This window comes from Gordonia alkanivorans (assembly GCF_004011905.1).
Classification (GTDB): Bacteria; Actinomycetota; Actinomycetes; order Mycobacteriales; family Mycobacteriaceae; genus Gordonia; species Gordonia alkanivorans.
Map to the genome: position 1 here is coordinate 3,792,827 of NZ_CP027114.1, position 17,126 is coordinate 3,809,952.

Annotated in this window: 20 protein-coding genes; 7 read left to right on the forward strand and 13 right to left on the reverse strand. The window is 67.4% G+C overall.

The features are described from left to right. Positions 1–42 precede the first annotated feature (42 nt). On the reverse strand, positions 43–1,095 hold the full coding sequence (gene pheS / locus C5O27_RS17335; protein ID WP_127963247.1) for a phenylalanine--tRNA ligase subunit alpha: 1,053 nt from the start codon (positions 1,093–1,095) through the stop codon (positions 43–45). Here pheS and C5O27_RS23155 point away from each other — a divergent pair. Both C5O27_RS23155 and C5O27_RS17345 read left to right on the forward strand, forming a co-directional pair. Next, positions 1,088–1,222: a hypothetical protein gene (locus tag C5O27_RS23155; RefSeq protein ID WP_279636553.1), complete on the forward strand. Its 135-nt coding sequence runs from the start codon at positions 1,088–1,090 to the stop codon at positions 1,220–1,222. The two genes, pheS and C5O27_RS23155, sit on opposite strands and share 8 nt — an antisense overlap. Before the next feature lie 455 nt (positions 1,223–1,677). Then, a complete protein-coding gene (locus C5O27_RS17345; RefSeq protein WP_127963249.1) occupies positions 1,678–2,643 on the forward strand; it encodes a hypothetical protein in 966 nt (321 codons plus the stop codon). Positions 2,644–2,791: 148 nt separating this feature from the next. Here the strand turns inward: C5O27_RS17345 and C5O27_RS17350 are convergent, their stop codons facing one another. The 5 genes from C5O27_RS17350 to infC form a co-directional block, all read right to left on the reverse strand. Then, positions 2,792–5,260, reverse strand: coding sequence for a Tex family protein (locus tag C5O27_RS17350; RefSeq protein ID WP_127963868.1), 2,469 nt, complete (start codon positions 5,258–5,260; stop codon positions 2,792–2,794). Positions 5,261–5,306: 46 nt separating this feature from the next. Next, on the reverse strand, positions 5,307–6,116 hold the full coding sequence (locus tag C5O27_RS17355; RefSeq protein ID WP_127963250.1) for a TrmH family RNA methyltransferase: 810 nt from the start codon (positions 6,114–6,116) through the stop codon (positions 5,307–5,309). Positions 6,117–6,163: 47 nt separating this feature from the next. Further along, positions 6,164–6,544 (reverse strand): 50S ribosomal protein L20, encoded by a 381-nt coding sequence (rplT, locus tag C5O27_RS17360; protein WP_005178731.1) that lies wholly within the window; start codon positions 6,542–6,544, stop codon positions 6,164–6,166. 43 nt (positions 6,545–6,587) lie between these two features. Then, the gene (rpmI, locus tag C5O27_RS17365) at positions 6,588–6,782 is read right to left on the reverse strand and encodes a 50S ribosomal protein L35 (protein ID WP_006360758.1); all 195 of its coding nucleotides are present in this window, start codon (positions 6,780–6,782) and stop codon (positions 6,588–6,590) included. A 120-nt stretch (positions 6,783–6,902) separates the two neighbouring features. After that, complete coding sequence (gene infC / locus C5O27_RS17370; RefSeq protein WP_081712428.1) at positions 6,903–7,505, reverse strand: translation initiation factor IF-3; 603 nt, start codon at positions 7,503–7,505, stop codon at positions 6,903–6,905. Between the two features lie 312 nt (positions 7,506–7,817). Between infC and C5O27_RS17375 the strand changes: the two genes are divergently transcribed. The 3 genes from C5O27_RS17375 (at position 7,818) to C5O27_RS17385 (ending at position 10,196) form a co-directional block, all read left to right on the forward strand. Then, positions 7,818–8,243: a DUF1844 domain-containing protein gene (locus C5O27_RS17375; protein WP_006868217.1), complete on the forward strand. Its 426-nt coding sequence runs from the start codon at positions 7,818–7,820 to the stop codon at positions 8,241–8,243. Between the two features lie 188 nt (positions 8,244–8,431). Continuing rightward, positions 8,432–8,734 (forward strand): hypothetical protein, encoded by a 303-nt coding sequence (locus tag C5O27_RS17380; RefSeq protein WP_006360761.1) that lies wholly within the window; start codon positions 8,432–8,434, stop codon positions 8,732–8,734. Positions 8,735–8,987: 253 nt separating this feature from the next. Continuing rightward, positions 8,988–10,196: an IS110 family RNA-guided transposase gene (locus tag C5O27_RS17385; RefSeq protein ID WP_005193666.1), complete on the forward strand. Its 1,209-nt coding sequence runs from the start codon at positions 8,988–8,990 to the stop codon at positions 10,194–10,196. A gap of 9 nt (positions 10,197–10,205) precedes the next feature. On the opposite strand, the gene C5O27_RS17390 is transcribed toward C5O27_RS17385, so the two are convergent. The 4 genes from C5O27_RS17390 to C5O27_RS17405 all read right to left on the reverse strand — a co-directional run bounded on the left by C5O27_RS17390 (position 10,206) and on the right by C5O27_RS17405 (position 14,035). After that, positions 10,206–10,859 (reverse strand): DsbA family protein, encoded by a 654-nt coding sequence (locus C5O27_RS17390; RefSeq protein ID WP_006360542.1) that lies wholly within the window; start codon positions 10,857–10,859, stop codon positions 10,206–10,208. 265 nt (positions 10,860–11,124) lie between these two features. After that, a complete protein-coding gene (locus tag C5O27_RS17395) occupies positions 11,125–11,640 on the reverse strand; it encodes a signal peptidase II (protein WP_005193672.1) in 516 nt (171 codons plus the stop codon). Continuing rightward, a complete protein-coding gene (locus C5O27_RS17400) occupies positions 11,637–13,637 on the reverse strand; it encodes a heavy metal translocating P-type ATPase (RefSeq protein WP_127963113.1) in 2,001 nt (666 codons plus the stop codon). Before C5O27_RS17400 ends, C5O27_RS17395 begins: the two co-directional genes overlap by 4 nt. Continuing rightward, positions 13,634–14,035, reverse strand: a complete 402-nt coding sequence (locus C5O27_RS17405) for an ArsR/SmtB family transcription factor (protein ID WP_010844639.1) — start codon at positions 14,033–14,035, stop codon at positions 13,634–13,636. Before C5O27_RS17405 ends, C5O27_RS17400 begins: the two co-directional genes overlap by 4 nt. A 92-nt stretch (positions 14,036–14,127) precedes the next feature. Here C5O27_RS17405 and C5O27_RS17410 point away from each other — a divergent pair, with 92 nt between their 5' ends. After that, positions 14,128–14,724, forward strand: coding sequence for a class I SAM-dependent methyltransferase (locus C5O27_RS17410; RefSeq protein WP_005193680.1), 597 nt, complete (start codon positions 14,128–14,130; stop codon positions 14,722–14,724). 569 nt (positions 14,725–15,293) lie between these two features. Here C5O27_RS17410 and C5O27_RS17415 read toward each other — a convergent pair. After that, positions 15,294–15,656, reverse strand: a complete 363-nt coding sequence (locus tag C5O27_RS17415) for an Rv2640c family ArsR-like transcriptional regulator (RefSeq protein WP_127963114.1) — start codon at positions 15,654–15,656, stop codon at positions 15,294–15,296. A gap of 99 nt (positions 15,657–15,755) precedes the next feature. On the opposite strand from C5O27_RS17415, the gene C5O27_RS17420 reads away from it, so the two are divergent. Beyond that, complete coding sequence (locus tag C5O27_RS17420; RefSeq protein WP_174351863.1) at positions 15,756–16,244, forward strand: ArsI/CadI family heavy metal resistance metalloenzyme; 489 nt, start codon at positions 15,756–15,758, stop codon at positions 16,242–16,244. A 26-nt stretch (positions 16,245–16,270) separates the two neighbouring features. Here C5O27_RS17420 and C5O27_RS17425 read toward each other — a convergent pair whose 3' ends face one another. Continuing rightward, positions 16,271–16,681, reverse strand: coding sequence for an arsenate-mycothiol transferase ArsC (locus tag C5O27_RS17425; RefSeq protein WP_005193685.1), 411 nt, complete (start codon positions 16,679–16,681; stop codon positions 16,271–16,273). After that, on the reverse strand, positions 16,678–17,103 hold the full coding sequence (locus tag C5O27_RS17430; RefSeq protein WP_006360546.1) for an arsenate reductase ArsC: 426 nt from the start codon (positions 17,101–17,103) through the stop codon (positions 16,678–16,680). The genes C5O27_RS17425 and C5O27_RS17430 overlap by 4 nt, the downstream gene beginning before the upstream one ends. Between the last annotated feature and the right edge of the window lie 23 nt (positions 17,104–17,126).

Genomic DNA, 17,126 nt, shown 5'->3' on the forward strand with positions numbered 1-17,126 from the left:
TTTCGTCGCGTCGTGGAAGTCGAAGGATGCTCGCCGGGCCGGTCAGGCGGCCGGACCGAATGGGAGGGTGAACCGGATGTCGCCCTCGACCATGTCGCGCATGTCGGAGATGTCGTTGCGGAACTGCAGGGTGCGTTCCAGGCCCATGCCGAAGGCGAAGCCGGAGTAGACATCCGGGTCGATTCCGCTCGCGCGCAGCACGTTCGGGTTGACCATGCCGCAGCCGCCCCACTCGACCCAGCCGGGTCCGCCCTTCTTGGCCGGGAACCAGACGTCGACCTCTGCCGACGGTTCGGTGAACGGGAAGTACGACGCACGCATCCGCGTGGTGGTCTCCGGCCCGAACAGCGCGCGGGCGAAGGTCTCGAGGGTGCCGCGCAGGTTCGCCATGGTCAGACCCTTGTCGACGGCGAGTCCCTCGATCTGGTGGAACACCGGGGTGTGAGTGGCGTCGAGCTCGTCGGTGCGGAAGGTCCGACCCGGGCAGGCCACGTAGATCGGCACGTCGCGGTTGAGCATCGACCGCACCTGGACCGGCGAGGTGTGCGTGCGCAGCACCTGACGCGAGCCCTCGGGCGCGATGTAGAAGGTGTCCTGCATCGACCGCGCCGGATGATCCGGCAGAAAGTTGAGAGCGTCGAAGTTGTGGTGCTCGGTCTCGACCTCGGGTCCCTCGGCGATCTCCCAACCCATGGCAACGAAGACGTCGGCGACCTGCTCGGCGATGACGGTGATGGGATGGCGGGCGCCGACCGGGCGACGACCGCTGGGCAGCGTCACGTCGACCGACTCGGCGACGAGCACCGCCGCGTCACGTTCGGCCTCGAGGGTCGCAGTTCGCAGTTCCAGCGCCGCGGTCACCCGACCCCGAACCTGGTTCACGAGCTTGCCGGCCTCCGAACGCTGCTCCTTCGGCAGGCTGCCGAGGGCGCGACGGGCCAGTGCGATCGGCGATCGGTCGCCGAGATGCGCGGACTTCGCCGCGGACAGCTGCTCGAGATCGGCCGCCGCCTCGAAGGCCTCGACGGCCGACGTCGCCGCCGCCTCGAGGTCGTCGGGTCCGGGGAATACCGTTTCGTCGGCGGAAGTGGCCACGGTCGGCGAGCTCCTCATGCGTGGGTCGGTGGGTGGACGGCGTCGTCGTCACGCGGAGGGCGGGTCGGGCGCGGAGAACCGGCTCGAGGCGACCGTCAACGGCGGCGATGACTCCCATCGAGCGTAGTCGACCGCCGCGAGGCGCTGACCTGCAGGGAGGCGTCGTCGCCTGCAAGCGGGTCAACAACGGTGTCCCGCCGGCGCTCACCCGACTCGGACTGCTCCGGAATGTCGGCCCTCGCCGGGAGAGTGCGCCGCTCGGAAACCCGTCGCGACCACTGGTCGCTCCGGTAGCTTCGCCGTGTGGACGGCACCGATCCAACCGCACGAGTGGAGCCACCGACTGTCCGCGCTCCGAGACGATCGTCGACGAACTGGTCGCTGTTGATAGCTGCCGCAGCCGCGATCGCATTCGTAGGCCGAGGAACAGCACGCTTGCGTGACGCGTCCCTGTTCGCCGAGGACGGTCGGATCTTCTTGGCCGGGGCCCACAATTCGGGCCCTGCCGCACTTGCCGATCCGTACGCGGGATATCTCCACGTGGTCCCTCGTGCGATCGCAGCGATACTCGAACCCGCTGCGGTGACCAGTGCACCGGCCTTGTACGCGTCAGCAGCCCTGCTCGTGCACCTGTTGATGCTGACCCCGGCTCTGTCGAGACGGCTGGACTGGCTCGTGCCGGGAAAAGTTCTCCGCGCGGTCCTGTTCGCTTTGTTGTGCTTGATGCCGCCGATGTGGGAAGTGCTTGCGAACATCGCCAACCTGATCTTCGTCGGTGGCATTTGCCTGCTACTCCTGGTCGTCTCCGACGACCCGAGGACTCGCATCGCACGTGCCGCAGAGCTCCTCGCGGTAGGACTCCTGGGGTTGAGTGGACCCCTCATCGTCATATTCCTGCCGTGGTTCGTCTGGCGCTGGTGGCGAGTCGGCCGCACTCCGCACTCGACGCTAACGGCCGCCGTGGCCGCCACTGCCGCGGCCGTGCAACTGGTGACCTTCGTGCAATCCCACCGCGAAACGCGCGGCGGGGGCACTCCGTTCTTGTTGCTGAAGGCGATATACGAACGGGTGGGCGGAAGTTGGCTGTTCGGCGATGCTGACGTGTTCGGTCGTAACGCGTCTGTCTGGTTTGTCGGCGCCGCGATCCTGTGGTGTGCCGGAGTGTTGGCGTTGAGTGTGGTGGTTCTGCGCGGGGTGGCGCTGGCCCTGTGGGCGTTGGCAATTGCAGTGCTCGGCAGCGCGACGTTTGCATACGGGACCTGGATGACCGCGTCCTCGTTGGGACTCCAGCGCCATATCGTCGTCCCGGTGGCGACCTTGGTCGTTCTGATGGTCGCAGTGCTCGGTCGAGCATCAAGACGATGGCAGGCGTATGCGGCCTCCGTTCTGCTTGTGCTCGGAGGTGGAGCGATATGGCACGACTTCATGCCGGAGCCGTATGCGTACCGGCCCGATCTCGGCGTCCTGCAGGACTGTCTCGACAGCAGCGCGGCGATCTGCCGTCAACCGATCTTCAACGGCAGATGGGTGATGGTGCTGCGGAACTAGATCATTGATCGCCGAGGCCATCGGCATTGTCTCGAGATGGGCAGGTGCTCGCTCAACGCGATGGCGACGGATGCCCGAGCAGCGCTCTCGGACACGCTGAGACAAACGGTCCCGGCACCACCCCGTGCCGGGACCTTTGTCGAAAGAGCTACTTGCCGAAGCCGGCGCGCTTGAGGGCGTCGGCCATCGCACCGCTCGGTGCGGGCCTGCGATCGTTGCGGTTGTTGCCGCCCCCGCGGTTGCCCTGGTTGCCGCGACCGCCCTGACCGCGCTGTTCGTTGCGGCGCTGACCGCCACCGCGATTGGCGCCGTTGTCGCTGCGGGGCGCACGGGCGCCGCCCTTGCCACCGGCGTTGCCGGCTCCCGGCTCGTCGTCGAGGCGCAGGGACAGGCCGATCCGCTTGCGTTCGACGTCGACGTCCATGACCTTCACCTTGACGATGTCGCCGGACTTCACGACCTCGTGCGGATCGGAGACGAAGCGGTGGGCCATGGCCGAGACGTGGACCAGGCCGTCCTGGTGGACGCCCACGTCGACGAAGGCACCGAAGGCCGCCACGTTGGTGACCTGACCTTCCAGCACCATGCCGGGCGTGAGGTCGGAGACCTTCTCGATGCCGGCGGCGAAGGTTGCGGTCTTGAACTCCGGGCGCGGGTCGCGACCCGGCTTGTCGAGCTCGGCGATGATGTCGATGACGGTCGGACGACCGAAGGTCTCGTCGACGAAGTCGTCGGGACGCAGCTTGGTGAGGGTCGCGGTGTCGCCGATCAGCGAGCGGACGTCGGTGCCGACCTTGTCGAGAATCCGGGTGACGACCGGGTAGGCCTCCGGGTGCACGCTGGACGCGTCGAGCGGGTTGTCGCCGTCGGTGATCCGGAGGAAACCGGCACACTGCTCGAACGCCTTGGGTCCGAGGCGCGGGACATCGGTGATCTGCTTGCGGCTGCGGAAGGCGCCGTTCGAGTCACGATGGGCGACAATCGATTCCGCGAGACCGGCAGTGATGCCGGAGACGCGGGACAGCAGCGGCACCGACGCGGTGTTCACGTCCACGCCCACCGCGTTCACCGCATCCTCGACCACGGCGCCGAGCGACCGGGCGAGCAGCGTCTCGGAGACGTCGTGCTGGTACTGGCCGACGCCGATCGACTTGGGATCGATCTTCACCAGTTCCGCGAGCGGGTCCTGCAGGCGGCGGGCGATCGACACGGCGCCACGGATCGACACGTCGAGGTCGGGCAGTTCCTTCGAGGCGTACGCCGACGCCGAGTACACCGATGCCCCGGCCTCCGAGACCACGACGCTCGTCGGCGGCTTCTTACCGGAGTCCTTGATCGCGGCGATCAGTTCGCCGGCCAGGGCGTCGGTCTCCCGCGACGCGGTGCCGTTGCCGATCGCGATCAGATCGACGCCGTGCTTCTGGACGAGTGCACCCAGCACCGCCAGCGCACCGGCCTTGTCGCGACGCGGCTCGTGCGGATAGATGGTGGCCGTGTCGACGACCTTGCCGGTCTCGTTGACCACGGCCACCTTCACGCCGGTCCGCAGGCCGGGGTCGAGGCCCATCGTGGTGCGGGCGCCGGCCGGGGCGGCCAGGAGCAGGTCCTTGAGGTTGGTGGCGAAGACGGCCACCGCGTCGGCCTCGGCGGCCTGGCGCAGACGCATCCGGACGTCGAGCGAGAGTCCGACGAACAGCTTGGTGCGCCACGCCCAGCGGACGGCGTCGGCGAGCCAGCGGTCGGCGGGACGGCCCTGATCGGAGATCCCGAACCGGGCAGCGATGCGCTGCTCGTAGGGACCGGGTCCGGCCGGACGATCGGCCGCCTCGGGATCGGCGTCGAGGGTGACCGAGAGGATCTCCTCGCGTTCTCCGCGAAGCACCGCGAGCACCCGGTGCGACGGGATCGAGGTGAAGGGTTCGGAGAAGTCGAAGTAGTCGGCGAACTTGGCGCCGGCCGCCTCCTTGCCCTCGCGGACGGCAGTCCGCAGCACGCCGGTCTGCCACATCAGTTCACGCAGTTCACCGACCAGGTCGGCATCCTCGGCGAACCGCTCGACGGCGATCGCGCGGGCGCCGTCGAGCTGTTCGGCGGTGAAGGTCGACGGATCGGTGGGCGGATCCGACAGCAGCGCGTCGGCCACCGGCTCGTGCCCGGCCTCGCGGGCGATCTGGGCCTTGGTGCGGCGCTTGGGCTTGTACGGCAGGTAGATGTCCTCGAGGCGGGCCTTGGTGTCGGCCGCGAGGATTCGTGCGTCGAGTTCGGCGTCGAGCTTGCCCTGTGCGGCGATCGACTCGCGGACCGACTGACGCCGGGCCTCGAGGTCGCGCAGGTATCCGAGACGCTCGTCGAGGGTGCGCAGTTGGGTGTCGTCGAGACCGCCGGTGACCTCTTTGCGGTACCGGGCGACGAACGGGACGGTCGACCCGCCGTCGAGTAGTTCGATCGCGGCCCGGACCTGTCCGACGCCGACGCCGAGTTCGGTGGCGATCGCCGACGCGACGCGGGCGTTCACGACCGCGGGATCGGGGGTGGGCACGGTCTGCGGGGTCGCGGCATCCGATGGGGCGGGGACTGCGGGAGCGGACTCGGGCTGGGGCACGGACGCGGGTGACACGGTTTCTGACACGATCGCCGACCCTACCGGCCGCCTCGGACAGCTGTCAGCCGCGACCCACCGCATTGTGGACACGCGCACTCTCGTACAGACAGATCGCTGCCGCGGCGGCGACGTTGAGACTCTCCGCGCGACCGCGGATGGGGATGGACACCCGGTGGTCGGTGGCCGCCTGGATGTCGGCGGACAGGCCGTGGGCCTCGTTACCGAAGAGCCAGCCGACCCGGCCGGACAGCACCTCGGCGGCGTGATCGAGGTTCACCTCGCCGTCGGCGGCCGTCGCGAGCAGCGAGATGCCGGCGCCGGCGATGGCGTCGAGACCCTCGGTCAGGGCGCGCTGACGCACCACCGGCACGGTGAACACGCTCCCGGCGCTCGCGCGGACGCACTTGCCGTTGTGGGGATCGACGGCGTCACCGAGCAGCACGACCGCATCGGCGCCCATCGCGTCGGCGCATCGGATGAGGGTTCCGGCGTTGCCGGGTTCCCGCGGTTCGACGGCGATCGCGAGGAGCCGCGGCTCGTCGGCGAGGACGGCCTCGAGCGGCACGTCGAGGAGCGGGCAGACAGCGAAGATCCCGGGCGGGGTCGAGGTCTCCGCGAGCTTCGACGCCGCACGGGCGGAGATCACGAGAACCGGGACGCCGGCCGCCTCGGCGGCGGCGGTGATCCCCTGATGCCGGAGCTGGTCCTCGTCGGCGACCAGCACCACCTCGGCGCGGTCGACCGCGAGAGCCGAGGACACCGAGTTGGCCCCCTCGGCGAGGAAACGCCCCTGCTCACGCCGCTCGGCAGCGCGATGGAGCTTCGCATACGACACGACCCGCGAGGATCGCTCGGACAGGATCTCCGTCATCGGATCATCCCTCGGGCGACTCGCGGGTCGTGTGTGGTGTGGCGCAATCAGGCAGCCGGGGCGTTGACGTCGGCCGGCAGGGCCTTGCGGGCGACCTCGACCAGGCCGGTGAAGGCCTCGGGATCGGTCACCGCGATGTCGGCGAGCACCTTGCGGTCGACCTCGACACCAGCGGCCTTGAGGCCCTGGATGAAGCGGTTGTAGGTGATGTCGTTGGCGCGGGCCGCAGCGTTGATACGCGCGATCCACAGCTTCCGGAACTCACCCTTGCGGGCGCGACGGTCCCGGTAGGCATAGGTCATCGAGTGGAGCTGCTGCTCCTTGGCCTTGCGGTAGAGGCGCGACCGCTGGCCGCGGTAGCCCTTCGAGGCCTCGAGGGTGGACCGACGCTTCTTCTGGGCGTTCACTGCCCTTTTCACGCGTGCCATGTGTTAAATCCTTTTGCTTGTCAGAGGTCAGGGTTCGCGCGCGTCAGATGTTCAGCAGGCGCTTGATGCGAGGGGCGTCGTTCTCGCTGACGACGGTGGTGCCGTCGAGACGACGGGTGCGCTTGGAGGGCTTGTGCTCCAGCAGGTGGCGGCGGTTGGCCTTCTGACGGACGATCTTGCCGCTGCCGGTCACCTTGAATCGCTTCGCGGTGCCCTTGTGGGTCTTGCTCTTAGGCATGTCTTTCCTTCTGTCGGGCGAACTCCGGCAGCCGAACCTGATCAGGTCCGGCTGGAATCCGGGTTCACGTCTCGTGATCTCGACCGGGACGGGGCATGCACCCGCGTCCGGCCGAACGGCTCAGCTCTCGTCCGGCGCGTTCTTCGGGCCGCCGGAACGTTCGCGGCTCTCTTGCGCCTTCTGGCGGGTCTTCGCACCCTTGTGCGGGGCGAGGACCATCGTCATATTGCGACCGTCCTGCTTGGCCGAGGTCTCGACGAAGCCGTAGTCGGCGACATCGTTGCCCAGGCGCTGCAACAGGCGGTAGCCGAGCTCAGGACGGGACTGCTCGCGGCCGCGGAACATGATGGTCACCTTCACCTTTGACCCCGCCTCGAGGAACCGGACGACGTGACCCTTCTTGGTCTCGTAGTCGTGGTCGTCGATCTTGGGTCGGAGCTTCTGCTCCTTGATGACGGTCATCTGCTGATTGCGACGCGATTCGCGCTGCTTCTGGGCCGCTTCGTACTTGAACTTGCCGTAGTCCATGATCTTGCAGACCGGCGGACGGGCGTCCGGAGCCACCTCGACCAGGTCGAGGTCGGCCTCGTAAGCCAAGCGAAGCGCATCTTCAACACGCACGATGCCCACCTGCTCCGAGTTGGGTCCGACGAGTCGGACCTCAGGGACGCGGATGCGCTCGTTGATGCGGGTCTCAGTGCTGATGGGGCCTCCTAGTTCAATCCTGCAGTGGTAACCGTCGCGTCGTGGCGAGGGTCGTGTGCAGGAGAACGGCGCAAACCTCAGCAAACGAGCCCCGGGACAGATGTCCGCGGGGCTCCGATACCGACCGATTCATATACTGCGCACTAGGCACAGCACTGCTGATCTCTCGAGTCACATCGACGAGGATGAGATCTGCGACGATCGGCGTGAACCGGACCGTACAACTGCGGGAACTCGCCAGGCGAGGACTCGCGTCGAACGGTGGGAGCGGAACTCCACTTACGACCCCGGCGCATACCAGGGCGGTCGTGCTATGGGAGTCTAACATCCATGGCCGAGAACCCCAATTCGTCACAAGCACCGACACCCCAGGAGGGTGCGACGGGCAGTGGCGCCGACATCGATGATGCGGCACGCACTGACTTCGACAACGTCCGTGACCTGGGAGATATTCCGGCCATCGAGGTCATCACCCGGTCGATCGTGATGCTCATGAGTGCCGCCGCCGAGAAGTTGGGCCTGGCCGAGGGCACCCCGGAGGACCGGATCGACCTGCCCGAGGCCCGTACCCTCATCACCGCCCTGGCCGGCCTCGTCGATGCGTCGAAGGCCGACCTCGGCATCCATGCCGCCCCGATCCGCGACGGCCTCAAGGGCCTGCAGCTCGCCTTCCGTGAGGCCAGCGCATACCCGGACGAGCCCGGCGAAGGACCCGGCGAGAAGTACACCGGCCCGGTGAGGGCCCCGAAGAAGTAGGCGGACCTCGATACGCGGCGTCCTCGCTTCGCTCGGTCGTCGCTACTCGGCCGGCAGGGTTCTGCTGAACGAATCTGCTGCGGCGTCCTCGCTTCGCTCGGTCGTCCCTACTCGGCCGGCGGGGTTCTGCTGGTTGAGCAGGCGAGGAGCGTAGCGACGAGCCGTGTCGAAACCACTAACCTGGACTCATGACGAATCCCGGAGAGTCCGACGCACCGAACACGCCCCCGTCTGACGACGTCATCGACGCGGAGATCGTGCACACCGGTCCGGTGCCGGGAACCCTCCCCGATCCCGACTACACCGACAGCGGTGTCCCGACCTTCGACTTCGTCCGCGACAAGATCGAGAACCGGATCAATACCGCCATCGGCTCCCAGGATCTCGCCGAGGCGAGTGCCGAGGGTCAGAGCGTCGACGAGATGATGCGCAAGCGCGACGAGGCAGCGAAGAAGCGTCTCGAGGAGATCCGCAAGTCAATGGGCCAGTAGCCCAGCCGTACGCACAATCGCCTTTACGTTGGAGTACGTCCGGGGCGGTCGCCTCGGACGCTCGTCCGCGGTTCGGGGCGTGGCTCGACAATCACCTGTGTGCCCTCGGTGGCTCGGCGTGGAAGGCCACCCCGGACCGTGACGGGTCGTTTCGGCCGCTGATTGAGAAGTGTTCGCGAACTTGTCGCTGTGTAAAGGTGCGCCGGCGAAACAACCCCTGACGAGGTCAACAGGTTCGAGCAGAGAGGTTCATGTGGTCGAAACAATCTGGGTAGGAATCGATGTCGGCCGTCACGCACACCACGCCGCCGCTGTGGACGACGCGGGGACGGTGCTGTGGTCACGTCGGGTACCGAACGATCAGGCGGCCATCGAAGCGATTGTGGACCAGGCGTGCCGTGTCGAATCGGTGGTGTGGGCGATCGACATGACCGCGCCGGAATCGGCCCTCCTCCGAGGGGTGTTGTCCCGCCGCGGCCAACACATTCGCTATGTACCTGGTCGCGTTGTGCACAGCATGACCGGCGCTTTCGCCGGCGAAGGCAAAACCGACGCCCGCGACGCGGTGGTGATCGCCCAGACCGCGCGCCTGCGTGGTGATCTCGCGACGGTCGCGGTCCCTGATGACGTCGCGATCGAACTCGACCTGTTGACCGGGCATCGCCGCGACTTGGTCACCGAACGCACACGAGGCATCAATCGACTGCGCGGCCTGCTGACCCGCATCTTCCCCGGTCTCGAACGGTGCTTCGACTACTCGACGTTGACTGGTTTGGCGTTCGTCACCCGCTTCACCACACCGTCGGCGATTGATGGGGTCTCCGACGAGGAGATTTACGACCACCTACGCGGTCAAGGAGTCCGCCGGCCGACCATCCCGAAGATGATCAGCAAGGCGCGTGCCGCCGCGGCCGCGCAGACCGTCGCTCTGCCTGGTGAGGCGACCACGGCATTGCTGGTGCAGCAGGCGGCTACCTCGCTGATGGCGCTCACTCGCCAGATCACCTACCTGGATAAACAGATCGCCGAGGTGTTCCGCCGAGACCGCCACGCCCGGATTCTTGAATCCGTACCCGGTATCGGCACCCGAAGTGGTGCCGAACTCATCGCGTTCACTGGTGGCGACCTCACGTCGTTCGGCTCGGCTGCCAAACTGGCTGCCTACGCCGGTCTTGCTCCCGTCCCGCATGATTCAGGTAACCGGCGGGGCACATTGCGTAGACCGCAGCGCTACCACCGGGGTCTGCGGAAGGTGTTCTACATGGCCGCACTCAACAGCTCGCAACGCGACGGACCATCACGGGAGTTCTACCAGCGCAAACGACGCGAGAACCGCTCTCACGTGCATGCGCTCATCTCGCTGGCCAGACGGTTGATTGATGTTGTGTGGGCACTCATCCGTGATGGCCGAGAATGGACTCCGAGGGGCGCCGGCCCGCCCATCGCGGAGGCTGCCGCCTAGCCCCTGAGATCATTCAGACGCCGCTGCACGCACCGCCGCGGTGAGGTCGTCGATCGTGTTCGGTTGTAGCCGATTCTCGTCGAGGAAGAATGTGGGGGTGCCTTGGACCCCGAGAGCCAGACCGTCAGCGACGTCGGCGCGGATCCGTTCGAGCGTGGCCGGGCTGTTGTAGACCGTGTCGAAGGCCGCCATATCGAGATCGAGGTCGACGGCGAAGCTACGGAACAGGTCGTCAGCGGGGACTTGCTGTTCGCCCCAATGGGTTTGGGTGGTGAACATGCGCTGGTACATCTGCTCGAACCGCCCCTGCTGGGCGGCGGCTTCGACCGCGCGAGCAGCACGTTCGGCGTTGAAGTGTCCGGGCATCGGAAAGTAGCGGACGACGAACGTAACGCGGTCGCCGTAGGTTCGCCGCAGATCCTCGATGACCGGGTAGATGGCTCCGCAGGCTTCGCACTCGAAGTCCAGGAACTCGACGAATTGCGCCCGGCTCTGCGCAGGCGACGTCAGCCGATGACTGTCGGGCCGGGCCACCAGATCAGACACCGCGGCGGTATCGGACGGGGCGGGTGTGGAAGTGTCCTGATCGACGAGGACGGCGACTCCGATACCGACGATAATGGTTACGAAGAACGCCCACGCGAACTTGGTTGGTCTGGTCATACGTTCAACATAGAGGCGATGTCGGCGGGAATGAGGATCGGTCTCATCAGGCCGGGGGTTGCCTTCGGGGTAGCGCCCGGAATGTATGAACCTGATGTCTGTTCTCAGTCTTCATGGGTGCGCGCTACAAGCGGATCAGATTCTGTATCCGGCAGCGAGGAGTCTCTGGCGTTTCCTCTGGGAGCGGACCATCGAGACTCCGGGCAGACGGTGAGCCGGGCAGTGACCAGCGCGGCCAGCCGGGCCCTGCGCCGGATCGGGGGGGTCAGCGCTCGGGTGAATGCTGCGCTCGTTCGTCGGGACTCCTGAATGCGGTGAGGGTGATCAAGATGGCAGCGCCGCCGACGATGAATGTGTCAGCGAGGTTGAACGTTGGCCACCAACCGGTGTGGAGATAGTCAGTGACCACTCCGTCGGGGAACCGATCGATGAGATTGGCGCTTGCCCCGCCGAGGATCGCTGCTAACCCCAGCCGCCCGAGGTGCCCGGTGCCTGGCGCCATCCGCCAGGAGGTGACCGCGACGATGAAGGTGATGATTCCGGTGACTGTGGGCAGCACCCATGCCGGGGCATCGGCGGCGATCGAAAACGCCGCGCCCGGATTGAATGCCAGCCGCAGCTGCACCGGCCCCGTTCCGATGACTGCGCCGTCCGCGAGCGCGCTTGTGGCCCATGCCTTGACGGCCAGATCGGTGGCCGCGAGTCCGACAGCGACGGCCAGCAGCCCGCACCGCCGTGTGAGGCGTACGCGGCGGTGCGCCACCGGAACCGCGGTGATCACTGCCCGACCGTCACTACGGACGGAGTCCGCTGGCCAGTTCCGGTCCTCGCCCGGGCTAGCGCTTTGACCCGGCCGGCGCGGACTCCGTTGGCGATGACGACGATCTCGGCGAGTTCGTGGACGGCGACGACGGCGGCGAGGCCGAGTATCCCGAACAGCGCGAGAGGGATGAGGATCGCGATCAGGGCGAGGGACAGGCCGACGTTCTGCAGCATGATCTTCCGGGCGCGGCGGGCGTGATCGAGTGCCTGCGGGAGGGTGCGGAGGTCTTCGCCCATGAGGGCGACGTCGGCGGTTTCGATCGCTACGTCCGATCCCATTGCGCCCATGGCGATGCCGAGGTCGGCGGTGGCCAGGGCGGGAGCGTCGTTGATGCCGTCGCCGACCATCGCGGTGAACGAGTTCGTTCGGAGGTCGCCGATGATGCGGGCCTTGTCTTCGGGGCGGAGGTCGGCGTGTACGTCGTCGATGCCGGCGATCTTCGCCAGCGCGTTGGCGGTGGCGGTGTTGTCGCCGGTGAGCATCGCGACCGTGGCGCCGATGCGGTGCAGGTGCTCGATTACCGCGCCGGCTTCGGGGCGAAGCTCGTCACGGACGGCGACCGCGCCGATGACCTGACCGTCGTGTTCGATCAGGACGGCGGTGGCGCCGTCGGCCTGCATGGCCGCGACCCGCTCATCGAGCGGGCCGGGCTCGATCCAGTCGGGACGGCCCAGCCGCGCGGGCCGTCCGTCGACGAGGCCGGTCAGGCCGGCCCCGGGAACAGCCTGCACATCGCGCGCGGCGGTGGTCTCGCCGTGGGCGGCGAGGATCGCGCGGGCGAGCGGGTGTTCGCTGTGCGCTTCCAGCGCCGCGGCGACGGCGAGCACCCGCTCCTGGCCCGGAGTGCGGTCGCCCAGGCTGCTCCCGGTGCTAGGAGCAGCGGTGTCGGTGGGGGTGGTGGCGATGTCGACGACGGTGGGCCGGTTCGCGGTCAGAGTGCCGGTCTTGTCGAGGGCGACGGTGCGGACCCGGCCGAGGGCTTCGAGGGCGGCACCTCCTTTGACCAGGACGCCGATCTTGCTGGCGGCGCCGATCGCCGCGACCACGGTCACCGGCACAGAGATCGCCAGCGCACACGGCGACGCGGCGACGAGCACGACCAGGGCCCGTTCGATCCACGTGGCCGGGTCACCGAGCAGGGAGCCGAGGATCGCAATGGCGGCGGCGAAGATCATGATCGCCGGTACCAGGGGCTTGGCGATCCGGTCGGCGAGGCGTTGCGCGTCGCCCTTGCGGGACTGTTCGGCCTCGACGATCTGCACGATCTTGGCCAGCGAGTTGTTCTCCGCCGTGCTGGTGACATGCACGATCAGGGCGCCGGTGCTGTTGATCGACCCGGCGTAGACCTGCGTGCCGGGTCCGGCTTCGACAGGCACGGATTCGCCGGTGATCGCCGAAACATCCAGTGCGGTGCGGCCTTCGGTGATGGTGCCGTCGGTGGCGATCCGCTCGCCGGGTTTGACCAACATCTGGTCCCCGACGGCCAATTCCGCCGGGGAGACGGTGACCGGGGTGCCGTCGCGGAGCACGGTCGCGGAGTCCGGGACCAGATTTAGTAGCGCCCGCAGCCCGCGGCGGGTGCGGGCGACGGCGTACTCCTCAAGGCCTTCGCTGATGGAGAACAGCACAGCGAGCATCGCGGCTTCGCCGACCTCGCCGAGGATCACCGCGCCGACCGCAGCAATCGTCATCAGGGTGCCGACGCCAATTTTGCCCTTCGCCAACCGGCTCAGGGTCGAGGGGACGAATGTCCACGCCCCGATCAGCAGCGCCACCCACTCCAGGGCGAGCGCGACCGGTTCGGGGCCGCCGGACCAGCTGGTGATGTACGCGGCGAGCAGGAACACCGCGGCCGCGGCGGCAGCCTGCAGCTCCCGCACCTGCCACCAGTGCTCCGGAGCCTGCTCGTCCTCACTGGCCGGTTCGTCGTGCCCGCATCCGCATGCGTCGCTCATCGCCGCACCCCCGCCTTCGTGTCGCCCGTTGTGCAGCAGGAGGTGGTGGCGTCGGTGCCGTAGTTCGGGCACAACACAACCGCGTTTCCGGTCGCTGCCAGGAGGGTTTCGGCGGCGGCGAGCACGTCCATCAGCTCCGGTCGGGCCAGGCTGTAGAACACCTGCCGCCCCTGCGGGCGGCCTTCGACGAGCCCACAGTCCCGTAAGCACGCCACGTGCGCGGAGACCGTCGATTGCGCCAACCCCAGCTCCGCCATCAGATCCGCCACCCGGGCCTCGCCACCGTGCGCGAGGCGGGTTGCGATTGCCAGACGGGTCCCATCGGAGAGGCTGTGGAACAACGCCACCGCGGGATCGAGGTCCGCCCCAGTCGCCACCGAGCACTCATTCATCGTCATATGACGATGATAGCGGCATTGTGTGCTGTAATCGAATCATCACGAAGAAGTGGCAGCAGGCGCGGCCGGGCGAGATGGTGGGAGCTGTTGGTATGCCGTCGATGTCGACGATCGAGTCTCTGTTCTGCCGCAGCGCACCGTGGCAGGCGGCCACCGGCAGGTGGGTACTCCCGTGGGCGCTGCAAGGCATCCATCCCCGAGGCCGGGTCCTTGAAATCGGTGGCGGCGCCGGCGCGATGACCGAACAGATCCTCACCACCAACCCCGACGAACTCGTGGATGTGACCGTCACCGACTTCGACCCGGTCATGGTCGCCGCCGCCAGCGATCGGCTGCAGGGTTTCGGGGCCCGCGCTCACGCCCAGGTCGCCGACGCCACAGCCCTGCCGTTCGAGGACGGAAGCTTCGACACCGTCGTCTCGTTCATCATGTTGCACCACGTCATCGACTGGGAACGCGCACTCGCCGAGGCCGCCCGAGTGCTCGCGCCCGGCGGAATGCTGGTCGGCTACGACCTGCTCGGCAGCGCACCGGCGCGGCTGCTGCACAACCTCGAAGGGGCACCGCACCGGTTCATCCCCCGTGGCGAACTCCGCCTGCGCCTGACGTCTTTGCCTCTGACCGACATCACGGTCCGCGAGAACCCTGCGCTCGCCCGGTTCCGTGCCCGCCGTGCTGGTGACCGATGACCACGCCACCACTGCACGGGCATCACCATGGCCCTCCCTCGGACGAGCTCGCCGAGCTCGAGCAGCGTGACGTCGCGGTGGCGTTCGTCGACCTCGCCGGATACAGCGTGTTCACCGAGTTCTGCGGCGACCAGGAAGCCGCAGAACTGGCCATACGGTTGGCCTCTCAGACCTGGCAGGCAGGCTCTACGACCGGGCACGCGGCTGGTCAAGGCCATCGGCGATGCGGTGATGCTCACCGCCGACGCCCCCCAAGTGATCCTCGCCACGATCACCGCCCCCGCGGCCGCGGCCGCCGGTCAAGACGGATTCATCGCCCTACGCGCCGGGATCGATCCACTACGGCAGCGCAGTCGTCCGCGACGGAGACCTGTTCGGGCACGCGGTCAGCGTCGCCGCCCGCATCACCGCCCTCGCTGGCGCCGGCCACGCCGTGATCACCGATCCGATCTGCCCGCCACCAGCCGAGCTGGATTGCTCGCCATGCTCGCTGACCTGCTGAAAGACACCGGAGTTGGCCTGCCAAAAGGACACCCGGATAAGGCTCGCTCAGTTCGTGCCGTCGCCGTTCAACAGCAACCCGTCGTAGCGCTGAGAACGTTGCGTAGTGCTTCCAACGAGTCCGGTTGCGCTCGGTAGTAGACGTTCATGCCGCGGCGCTCGGGGGTGACCATGCCGGCTTTGCGGGGCTGCCCCAGGTGGTGACTGGTGGTGGCTTCGGTGAGGCCGACCGCGGTCGCGAGGTCGCAGGTGCAGGTCCCGTCACCGGTGTCGGTAAGCAGGATTGAGACGAGCTTGATCCGAACGGGATCGGCAAGCGCCTTGAGCCGCAACGCGATCTGCAGCGCGGTGTCGTCATCGAGCGGTGCCGCCGATACCGGTGCGCAGCAGATCGGGGCGCTGATGTCGACCATCGGCAAGGGCTTCGGCATGACCAGATCGTACGCCCCTACTTGACATATGTCGAAAAGGTGGGCACGCTGCAGAGTGACCGCAGTTCGATATATGTCTCACAGGTGAAGGTGATGGTCATGTCCCGTATGCAGTTGGCGCTCAACGTCGATGATCTCGATACCGCGATCGAGTTCTACTCCAAGCTGTTCAACACCACCCCGGCCAAACGCAAGCCGGGATACGCCAATTTCGCGGTCGTCGAGCCGCCGCTGAAACTGGTGCTGCTAGAGAACCCCGGCCAGGGCGGCACGATCAACCACCTCGGCGTCGAGGTCGAATCGAGCGAGAAGGTGCACGCCGAGATCGCCAGGCTGTCCGGGGAGGGCCTGTTCACGCAGGAGGAGATCAACTCCACCTGTTGTTTCGCAACCCAGGACAAGGTCTGGGTGACCGGCCCGGCGAACGAGAAGTGGGAGGTCTACACCGTGCTCGCCGACTCCGACACCTTCGGCACCAGCCCGAAACTGTTGGAACAGAACGCCGCCGCCGACGACGCCGAGCAGGGTTCGGTGTGCTGCGGTGGCAGCGCCGCCGAACCGGCCGAAGCGCGCACGGCCTGCTGCTGAGCCCGACGTTCAGCCCGCGCTCCCGCCTACCGCGCGATGCGGTCGGCGAGGGCGCGGATCCGGGCGGTGATGTCGTCGCGGATCAACCGCATCCGTTCGATGCCGTCGATGCCCCGTTCGGAGGGTTCGTCGGTGTTCCACACCTCGAGGGCGACGCCGTCGGGTGGGGTGACGTCGGCGGTGCCGACCACCACGACGAGATCTGCAGTTTGCATCAGTTCGTCGGTGAGTTGGCGCGGCTGATGTCCGTCCACGGTGGCGCCGACTTCGGCGAGCACCTGGGCGGACAGGTCGTTGACCTGGCCGCCGATCTTCGCGCTGGTGCCGGCCGAGGATGGGGTGATCCGGGCGGTGACTGTCGGTGTGAGATGTTCGGCCATCACCGATTTGCCGCGATTGGACACGCACACGAACAGCACCTGCGGTGTCGTGCTCACCGGCCGACCTGCTGGTCGGCGGGTACGAGTTCGTCGAGGAGGTCCTCGACGAGTCCGCGGATCTGATCGCGGATCGGGCGGACCGCGTCAATGCCTTGGCCGGCTGGGTCGTCGAGGGCCCAGTCGCGGTACCTGACGCCGGGGAATACTGGACATGCATCGCCACAGCCCATGGTGATCACCACGTCGGAGGATTCGACCGTGTCGGGGGTGAGGATCTTCGGTGACTGCGCGGAGATGTCGATACCGACTTCGGCCATCGCCGCGACAGCGGCGGGATTGATTGAGTCGGCGGGAGCAGATCCGGCGGAGCGGACCTCGACACTGCCCTGGCTCAGAGCGGTGAGGAACCCCGCGGCCATCTGTGAGCGGCCAGCATTGTGGACGCACACGAACAGCACGCTAGGTCGAGAGGAAGACATGAAACACAGGCCCTTTCAGCTGT

Excerpts from the sequence above, each read along its gene's own strand:
- C5O27_RS17380 (WP_006360761.1), top strand. The coding sequence starts at position 8,432 with ATGACGAATCCCGGAGAGTCCGACGCACCGAACACGCCCCCGTCTGAC.
- C5O27_RS17400 (WP_127963113.1), bottom strand. The coding sequence starts at position 13,637 with ATGAGCGACGCATGCGGATGCGGGCACGACGAACCGGCCAGTGAGGAC.
- C5O27_RS17405 (WP_010844639.1), bottom strand. The coding sequence starts at position 14,035 with ATGACGATGAATGAGTGCTCGGTGGCGACTGGGGCGGACCTCGATCCC.
- rplT (WP_005178731.1), bottom strand. The coding sequence starts at position 6,544 with ATGGCACGCGTGAAAAGGGCAGTGAACGCCCAGAAGAAGCGTCGGTCC.
- C5O27_RS17390 (WP_006360542.1), bottom strand. The coding sequence starts at position 10,859 with ATGACCAGACCAACCAAGTTCGCGTGGGCGTTCTTCGTAACCATTATC.
- C5O27_RS17430 (WP_006360546.1), bottom strand. The coding sequence starts at position 17,103 with ATGTCTTCCTCTCGACCTAGCGTGCTGTTCGTGTGCGTCCACAATGCT.
- rpmI (WP_006360758.1), bottom strand. The coding sequence starts at position 6,782 with ATGCCTAAGAGCAAGACCCACAAGGGCACCGCGAAGCGATTCAAGGTG.
- C5O27_RS17420 (WP_174351863.1), top strand. The coding sequence starts at position 15,756 with ATGTCCCGTATGCAGTTGGCGCTCAACGTCGATGATCTCGATACCGCG.
- C5O27_RS17355 (WP_127963250.1), bottom strand. The coding sequence starts at position 6,116 with ATGACGGAGATCCTGTCCGAGCGATCCTCGCGGGTCGTGTCGTATGCG.
- C5O27_RS17375 (WP_006868217.1), top strand. The coding sequence starts at position 7,818 with ATGGCCGAGAACCCCAATTCGTCACAAGCACCGACACCCCAGGAGGGT.
- C5O27_RS17410 (WP_005193680.1), top strand. The coding sequence starts at position 14,128 with ATGCCGTCGATGTCGACGATCGAGTCTCTGTTCTGCCGCAGCGCACCG.
- C5O27_RS17415 (WP_127963114.1), bottom strand. The coding sequence starts at position 15,656 with ATGCCGAAGCCCTTGCCGATGGTCGACATCAGCGCCCCGATCTGCTGC.